We start from the raw sequence: 7620 nt of genomic DNA on the forward strand, positions 1-7620 counted from the left end.
AGACACCCCCACGCCGGAAGATCCAAGCGATACGCCAACGCCTGAGGATCCAGGGGATGTTCCCACGCCCGATGATCCGCGTGATGAACCGGAACCGGATGATCCGCGCGATGAACCAGAGCCTGAGCCACCGCCGGACTTAACAATCAAAGCAACAGCGAAAGTTCTGGAAGCAGGCAAAACGATAGTGCGGAATTTGAAAGGAGCACTGGTAAAGTTCAGCGCAGCGCCGCCGGCCTTGCCGATTGCCGGCAACAAGAAAGATGAAACGACAAAACATGATGCGGATCCGATTCAAGGAGTAACGAGTGAAGACGGCACATTGACAGTGACTTCGTCCGGCCCACAACCTCCGGGAGCAGTGCAAGGGGAAATGACAGGGGTGTTGAAGGAAGTGGATTTAACTCCGATGGAAAGTAAGAACATCGCGCTGAAGGAGGCGCCGATGCTTTCCTATCTTGAAAGAAGGGTGCCAGCAATGCTTCGGAAATACGTATCGCAAACATTTGTGGTGCGCGATACGGCGCAGATGGTTACGCTGACGTATCCAAAAAGCGCGGAGTTGCAGGTGGCCGACTGGGTGAAAGATACAACGGATGTTTTGTTTTCAGAAACGAATTACTGCAGAGATAAGCAAGCGGACGATCCTTACTATTCATCGAAAGGTTCGTGGAAGCAGCAGTATGACGATCAATGGGCGATCAAGCGAATCGGACTGACGGCGGATGCAAATTCTCCATGGGCTTTGTTGAAACAGCCAAAGCCTGTGGTTGTAGCAGTGATTGATACGGGATTGGACTGGAACCATCAAGATATTTCGTGGGATCAGATCTGGAAGAACAGCAGAGAGGTTGCGGATAACGGAAAAGATGATGATAACAATGGATACATAGATGATGTAATCGGATGGAATTTCATCGGTAAGAATAATTTGCCATGGGATGATGACGGTCATGGAACGTTTGTAGCAGGAGTGATTGCAGCGACCAAAGGGAATGGAATCGGAATTAGCGGGATGAATCCTTACGCGGAAATCATGGTGCTGAAGGCATTAAACGCGTTTGGTCACACGCGGGCATCTTATCTGGCAGAAGCGATTCTTTATGCAGCAGAGAATGGAGCGCGGATCATCAACATCAGTGTTGGCGGAAAGAAATTGACACGGATCGAACAGATGGCGATTGATCAGGCTCACAAGCGGGGAGTGCTTGTAGTAGTTGCAGCGGGAAATGAAGGAGCAGATATCAATGATTTTGGCCCTGCCGGATCAAATCACGTACTGGCGGTAGCGGCAAGCGATTTTGCAGATAAGCCGGCTGGATATTCGAATTGGGGAGCAGGGATAGATATAACGGCGCCCGGAAACGACATCTTGAGTCTACGAGCGCGATCGACGGATTTAATGCGAGATATTCCGGAGGTTAGATACGCAGCGGGAGAAGCTTACGTTGGACAGGACAAAAGGTACTACCGCGCGAGCGGAACCTCGTTTGCTGCGCCGATTGTGGCAGGAGCTGCGTCGTTGATTCTGAGCGCTTATCCGAATCTTACGAATGAGCAGGTGGAACGAATGTTGTTGCAATCCTCGCGTGATATCAACGTTCCAGGTCTTGATCAACTGACCGGATACGGACTGCTCAATGCATCGGCAGCATTGCAAGCGGATCCGAACTTCTTCATCACAGCGGAAATATCGGGAGTCAACGTGATAGCGGAGGGAGGCACGCAATCGTTGCAAGTGCAGGGCACAGCGGACGCCGATACGATGAAGCGTTACTGGCTGGAGATAGGAGCGGGAGCAAATCCTGCGCAATGGAAACGGATCGCACCGGATCATGCGCAAGCCACGAGAGCGAACGTCATCGGAACAATTGCGGCCAGTGAATTTCAAGGATCACCGGCCTGGATCATCAAGCTTGTCGTGGAACATCAAAACGGCAAATCGCGCGAAGCACGGTTCGATTTAAAACTGGAGTGAGGCCGAAGGATCAGGAAGCATAGTGAATTCGTGCTAAGTTAATCATGCGGGTGCGACACCCGCACCACCTCACTATGAGACTTCGCGCATTTCTGATCACGCTCGCAATATTTGGCTCCTCACTCTGGTACCTTTATGGATGCTTTCATCAAACCGAAGATCGTATGTACACCGGCATTCGCAGCATCAATGCGTCGGATTACAGCACGCATCTTTCCTGGATCGATCAAAGCCGCCGGGGACATTTTTTTTTGCAAAACAAATTCACTGCTGAATTGCAAGGCGGAGATTTCGTAAGACCGGTCTATTTTCTGCTGTCACAGCCTTTCCGTTTCACTTCTCTTTCCAACAGTGTTGTTTTTCACATACTGCGAATTTTTTGCGGTTTCCTTTTGCTGGTTTTGCTTTTTCCGATGATCCGGCGATACGATTTGGATTCGAATTTGGTGATCCGTGCTTTTCTGCTGCTTGTATTTACTTCCGGAGCCGGCTTTTTGGTGAGGCACTGGATTCCTTCCGCTGATGTGGATATCCCTGAGGCCATTTTGTTTGTTTCTCTTGGGGAGTCTCCGCACTTTCTTTACTCGTTGCTTTTCTTGTGGGCCGGCATTGCGGCTTTTTACGCAGGAGCTCCGGCGCTTTATTTTATCTGTTTATTGCTGCTGTGGTGGGAACATCCGTTCGAAGCTGTAATTCTGATCGGTGTTTGCATGGCGAATTTGTGGATCCTAAAGAACCGGAAAACACAGATGATTGTGCTCGTCATTACAGCAGGAATTTCACTCGCACCTTTTTTGTACTATCAGCATCTAAAAACTACCCCGGCGTTTTCCGGATGGGGCTCTGCGCAAAACCTGATGGGTTCGCCGCCGGTCTATTCGTACATTTCTGCTTTTTTTCCTTTATTCATCCTTGCGGTTGTTGGGATCAGTGTGTTGCGTCAGCGGTCTGATCAAAAAACCCTGTTGTACTTCTTAAGTGTCTGGATCCTGGTTCAATTTGTGATGGCATATTTGCCTTTCCCCTTCCAGAGGCGTTTGATTGCCGGTATCCAATTTCCACTTGCAATACTGGGAGCGTTCGGGTTGGAGAGGGTCCGAAAGCCAGCAATTTTATTCTTGTGGATCGTTCTCTTTTCATTCAGCAACCTTTGGCTCACTAAAAAACTCATAGATGAGCTACGACCGCGGCAGATGCCTTTCTATGTGAGCTCGGCTTACGCACAGGCGTTTCGATGGCTGGCGAATCACGAGGAAAAAGATGGCGTTGTGTTAAGCGGTTTTGTAACAGGAAACTTGATTCCCGGTTTTTCAGGATTTGCCTCTTATCTGGGGCATTCGTCGTTAACTCCTGAAATTGGGAGGAAAAGATCAGAAGTAGTGAGCTTTTTTCAGAAGCCTGAAATTGAGTTTCTGATCAAGAATCGAATCCGCTACATTTTTTGGGGATTGGAGGAGCGCAGTTTGTCGAAAGTGGCTCTGGGCGAGCAGTTTGAAAGCGTTTTTGAAAATGATGAGGTGACGATTCTCATTCCACGACCTAAAATAGAAAGGATGAAAATAGTGGTGGGCGGTCATTCCAGAAACATCGGCAAGACTTCCGTTATGGCCGGGATCATCAAAGCCACGCAGGATTTGAACTGGACCGCCATAAAGATTACACAGTACGGACATGGGATCTGCTCCCGAAACGGCCGGTCCTGTCATTGCGCCGCTGAGGAGCACCGTTTTGCGATTCTTGAAGAGAAAAATCCAATGGGACGCGGAGACACGTGCCGGTTTCTGGCAGCCGGCGCGCAGCGTTCCCTCTGGGTCCGAACCAAACAGGGAATGTTGTCAGAGGCTTTTCCCGCTATTCAGGACATTCTAAAGGAGCAGCCTCATTCGATTCTGGAAAGCAATAGCATTCTGGAATTTTTGAAACCAGATTTATATCTGGTGGTGCTCGATTATGCCACAGCCGATTTCAAAGCCTCCGCGAAAAAGTTTCTGGAGCGCGCGGACGCATGCATCGTGATCACTCCACGATCTGAGTCTCCAGCGTGGGAAGGAATTCCGCCCGGTATCTGGCAAAAGAAACCTCTGTTCGAAATTACTCCACCCGAATATGTAAATCAGGAGATTCTGGATTTTGTCCGCCAGGCTATATGAAGATGACAGAAGGAAAGTTAGAAATTGCCGGGCGCACGATTTCTGTATCGAACTTAGACAAAGTAATGTATCCCGAAACGGGATTCACTAAGGGAGAAGTGATCGACTATTACATCAAGATTTCTCCCGCCCTTCTTCCGCATTTGAAGAACCGGCCATTAACGATGAAGCGATATCCGGATGGAATACACGGGAATTTTTTTTACGAAAAAAATGCTCCGTCGCATACACCAAACTGGATCAAAACAACCTACTTTGGCCGCAACACGGGTAATGAACCGAATCGCCATATTCTCGTGAATGATTTGCCCACTCTGGTCTGGTCATCGAACATGGCGAATCTGGAACTGCATACTGTGCTTTCGAGAGCGCCAAAATTTACAGCGCCCACCATGATGGTTTTCGATCTGGATCCGGGACCACCCGCCGGCATTCTGGAATCTGCGGAGGTTGCATTCCTGATCAAGGAAGTGTTGGATTCGCTCAACCTGGAAAGTTTCGCAAAGACTTCCGGCTCGAAAGGCGTTCAAGTTTACGTGCCTTTGAATACACCAACCGATTTTGAAACCACGCGGGGGTTTGCGGAAGTGATAGCTCTGATGCTGGCCAATCAGCATCCGGATCGAATCGTTTCCACAATGTCGAAACTGGTCCGGACCGGGAGAGTTTTTATTGATTGGAGTCAAAACGCAGAGCATAAAACGACAGCCTCTGTTTATTCACTGCGAGCAAGCCGTGAAATTCCGAGTATTTCTATGCCGGTCAACTGGAAAGAACTGAGCGCCGCTATAAAGAAAGCGGATGCGGACCAACTCTATTTTGAACCGGCTGAGGCGCTTCAACGCGTAAAAAAAATGGGAGATCTTTTTGAACCGGTACTGACAATAAAACAGAAGATCCCGCGAAAGTTTCAGGCCCCGAAACAAAAAGTCGTTCAAAGCAAAGTAGCGCGGGCGTCCCGCCTGCGAAACAGCGCCGGCCGGAGGTCCGCGCTACAGGGGGATCGGAGCTTGAAAGCTTACGAAGCAAAAAGAGATTTCACAAAGACAAAAGAGCCTGCTCCAGGGAAAGGCAAAGTGAAAAGAGGGAAGAAGGAGCCGATGTTTGTGATTCAAAAGCATGCTGCCCGCCGCCTCCATTACGACTTCCGGCTGGAAATGGATGGCGTTTTGCGGTCCTGGGCCGTGCCTAACGGTCTTCCAACGGAGCTGAATGATAAAAGGTTGGCCGTTCACGTTGAGGATCATCCGATGAATTACGCAAAATTCGAAGGGATCATTCCCTCAGGCAACTACGGCGCGGGAACGGTGATGGTTTGGGACATCGGAACCTACACAACGATGGAACAGGACCCCATCAAAGCCTATTACGAAGGGAAGTTACACGTTTATCTGCACGGTGAAAAACTGAAAGGGGAGTGGGTTCTCGTAAAAACGAAGATGAGAGAAGGTGACAAAGATCACTGGTTGTTGCTGAAGAAAGGGGAGCGTTTAAAACCGATTGGAGTAAAAAAGGATGATCAATCCGTTCTGACCGGAAGATCCATGAAAAAGATCGCTTCCGATAACGATGCTCAGTGGATCAGTAATCGTCCCGCTTCCTAAGCAGGTTTCGCTTTCTTTCGCTGATCGAGCAACGGAAGGTTGCGGTACTGATTCCAGATGGAGCGCAGAGAAGCGGTCAGGGGAATTGCCAGAAAAATTCCGATTGCGCCCCATAAGAATCCCCAGTACATCATGGCGATTAAAACAACAAGCGGAGAAAGCGCTGTCCTTCGTCCGGTCGTTCGCGGTATCAGCCAGTTTGCATAAACGAGATGAAATCCCAGGCAGATGCCGACCAGTAACAAAGTCTTCTGAATCGAAGTGAATTGCAAAATTGCAATGATCAGCGGAGGAATCACAGAAAAAATGGCTCCTAAAAAGGGAAGAATATTCATCAACGCAAACACGAACGCCCAGATGAGAGCTTCTTCCACTTGAAAGGCCAGAAAGATCAGCCAGGCGAAAGCGAAAAGTACAATGGTGCTGACCAGATAACCAACTACGAATCCACGAATTCTGTTATTCACTTCACTGACAATTCGCGAGGCCGTCGATTCGACCATACTGTCCGTCAAACTTATGGAACGGCCCCGGATGAGATCGGTGACAAAAAGCCTGATGGAATCTTTTTCTATCAGCAAAAAATAAACAAGAAAGGGAAAAAAACTGATTTGAACCAGATAACCGCTGAAACCGATCCGAAAATAGTCACCCCAGCCGGAGTATTGCTCCACCAGCATCGGTTTCGGTTCGGTTCTGCTGGTTCTTGGAAAAATCACCTTGCTGAAGTCCTCCGACTTTTTTTCCAGAGCCAGAAGTCTTTTGCTGATGTTTCCTGTGACCCGCTGAATTTTGGACCGGTAGCGTGGAAGGTTATCGGAAAATGCCTGCGCCCGATCGATAAAAAGAATCACGATCGCAGCCAGAAGGACTGTGGCAACAAACATGGAAAAGAAGATTGCAATACTTCGCGGAATGTGTATTCGTCGCAATAAATTCGCAACAGGATCCAGCAAATAGGCAACGAGAATTGCCAGCACGATCGTGACCATCACCGTTGCGCCAAAATAACAAAGCACGCTAAAGGCAGTAAAAGCGATGATATAGATCGGCAGGTTGCGGCCGCTTTCCATGGGGTTATTCTACTCGGTTTGCCCCGTTTTTTCCTTTATACTAGAACTGCGTGTAAGAAGGGGGATGAGGAGATATCGGAGATATGGAGATTAAAAATTATCTCCTCATCCCCATCATCTCCCAATCCCCCTTCTTACACTCCGAAAGGAGGGATATTGAAATTCGAATGGAATGAACAGGATTTAACGCCGGAGGAACGAATGGAAATCCAGGAGTTCCTGGACCGGGTCAATGATCTGGGTCTCGAGAATGCCTTTTTTGATGAAGAAGCTCTTGTATTTATCGATGGAACTCATGTGCCGATTCCGGAAAAGGTAAGGGTCATCCGCGATTAGCGCGGTAACGGGACATCGAAAGTCTTTCCCTGTGTCATCCGTTTGAGTCCGTCCGAAATTCCCATCCAGACATTGCCTTTGCTATCTTCAAGCAGCGCAAGAATCTCAGCGTCCGAAACCTTCTGAAATTGCTTGCCGGAGAGGGCGAATAGTCCGAGTTGAGTCCCTACGTAAAGTCTTTCAGATTTTGTGGGAAGAATGCTGGTGATCGGTGGCCTCATTCGAACGTTCGCAGGCGGTGGCGGAAGGAGGAACACTTGTGTCGCGCCGTTTTGCCATCTCATGACTTCATGGCCAGAACCGATCCACAGAGCGCCTTTGTGGTCTGCCCTCATTGCCTGCGCAAAGGTTTTGAGCACATCCTCAAATTGACCGTTACGGTATCGCTTCACAGCGGAGCGTGTGCCCACCCAGGCGTTTCCTTCCGAATCAACCGCCATTGTCTCTAATTGTGTAGAAGGAATAGCTGCTGAGGTCAC

General features: G+C 49.0%; 6 protein-coding genes. 4 read left to right on the top strand and 2 right to left on the bottom strand.

Features of this window, described 5'->3' with window-relative positions:
• The 3 genes from L0156_29820 to ligD form a co-directional block, all read left to right on the top strand.
• Nucleotides 1-1978: S8 family serine peptidase (locus tag L0156_29820; GenBank protein ID MCI0607202.1), on the top strand; the 1978-nt coding region annotated here is incomplete at its 5' end.
• 74 nt (nt 1979-2052) lie between these two features.
• Nucleotides 2053-4128: a hypothetical protein gene (locus tag L0156_29825; protein ID MCI0607203.1), complete on the top strand. Its 2076-nt coding sequence runs from the start codon at nt 2053-2055 to the stop codon at nt 4126-4128.
• On the top strand, nt 4125-5732 hold the full coding sequence (gene ligD, locus L0156_29830; GenBank protein ID MCI0607204.1) for a non-homologous end-joining DNA ligase: 1608 nt from the start codon (nt 4125-4127) through the stop codon (nt 5730-5732). The genes L0156_29825 and ligD overlap by 4 nt, the downstream gene beginning before the upstream one ends.
• On the opposite strand, the gene L0156_29835 is transcribed toward ligD, so the two are convergent.
• Entirely contained in the window at nt 5729-6805 is a 1077-nt protein-coding gene (locus L0156_29835) for an AI-2E family transporter (protein MCI0607205.1), read from the bottom strand. The two genes, ligD and L0156_29835, sit on opposite strands and share 4 nt — an antisense overlap.
• Nucleotides 6806-6961: 156 nt before the next feature.
• On the opposite strand from L0156_29835, the gene L0156_29840 reads away from it, so the two are divergent.
• Nucleotides 6962-7141 carry a hypothetical protein gene (locus L0156_29840; GenBank protein MCI0607206.1) on the top strand — a complete coding sequence of 60 codons (180 nt, stop codon included), beginning with the start codon at nt 6962-6964 and terminating at the stop codon, nt 7139-7141.
• Here L0156_29840 and L0156_29845 read toward each other — a convergent pair.
• Nucleotides 7138-7620 (bottom strand): hypothetical protein (locus tag L0156_29845; protein MCI0607207.1); only part of this gene is annotated, 483 nt, incomplete at its 5' end. The two genes, L0156_29840 and L0156_29845, sit on opposite strands and share 4 nt — an antisense overlap.

The sequence above is a fragment of the bacterium genome, from assembly GCA_022616075.1.
Taxonomy (GTDB): Bacteria; Acidobacteriota; HRBIN11; order JAKEFK01; family JAKEFK01; genus JAKEFK01.